At 54.3% G+C, this 1,141-nt stretch carries 1 protein-coding gene; it reads right to left on the minus strand.

Annotation, left to right across the window (positions count from 1 at the left end; translation table 11 throughout):
• On the minus strand, positions 1-1,141 hold a 1,141-nt coding region (locus ACTF5Z_RS12280; protein ID WP_438985885.1), incomplete at both ends, for a glycoside hydrolase family 3 protein.

Consider the following 1,141-nt stretch of genomic DNA (forward strand, 5'->3'; position numbering starts at 1 on the left):
CGGCTTGGTACGGTATGCTGTCGGCTGCCTCACCCACCAGTAAAATTCGCTGAGCCGGGTTCAAAGGCAAGGTCGCGCTATTGTTTTTAAGCAGCACCAACGACTCTCGAACCGCCTGGCGAGCTAAATTTCGATGCTCTGGAGAACCCACGGTATCGGCGCTGACTCCGCGTCCCACTTCAAAGGTAGGGTTTAACAAACCAATGTCGGCTTTAAACTGTAAGACTCGCAGTACGGCTTCGTCCAAACGCTCTTCAGAAATTTGCCCTTGCTGGACTTGAGCAACAATATTGCTCAGTAAGGTTCGCCAGTCGTAGGGCGCCATGACCATATCAATGCCAGCATTAATGGCTTGCGGGCAAGAGCTAGCGCTGCAGCCTGCTACCTGTTCAATACCGTTCCAGTCGCTAACCACCATACCTCTAAAACCCAGTGTGTCGCGCAAAAGCCCGGTAAGTATGCTTTGGCTGCCGTGTACCTTTTCGCCATTGATGCTATTAAAGGTCGCCATCACGCTGTGCACGCCCGCACCAATAGCGCCGACATAGCCCGAGCTATGCATGTCCAGTAGCTCGTTCTCGTTAAGCACGGCATTGCCCTGATCGGTACCGCGGGTGGTGCCACCGTCACCTACAAAGTGTTTAGCCGTAGCACCCATGCCCAGGCTTTGTAAACCTGTAACCATAGCCTCGCCGTAAGCTTGCACTATTGCGGTGTCATCGGTGTAGCTCTCGTAGGTCCGGCCCCAACGATAGTCTTTTGCTTGAGCCACCGTGGGTGCAAAAATCCAATCGATACCGGTTGCCGCCACTTCAGTTGCGGTCGCCGCGCCGATTTGTTGCATCAACTCTGGATTATTCATCGCCCCCAAGCCGATATTGTGAGGAAAGAGGGTCGCACCCCGAACATTGTTGTGTCCGTGCACTGCGTCGGTACCCCAAACGATCGGAATGCCTGCCGAGCCTTGACTGGTGTCTAACGACGCGTCACGCAGCGCCCGTGAATAGGCTAACCACTCGCTTACAGACGCACCACGATTACCATTGGGGTAAGAGCCACCTCCGTTTAGCACGCTACCAATACCGTAACGGCGAATGTCCTCTAGGCTTATCGCTGAGATTTCGGCCTGAATGAGTTGCGC

The organism is Aequoribacter sp. (genome assembly GCF_965659035.1).
Lineage (GTDB): Bacteria > Pseudomonadota > Gammaproteobacteria > Pseudomonadales > Halieaceae > Aequoribacter.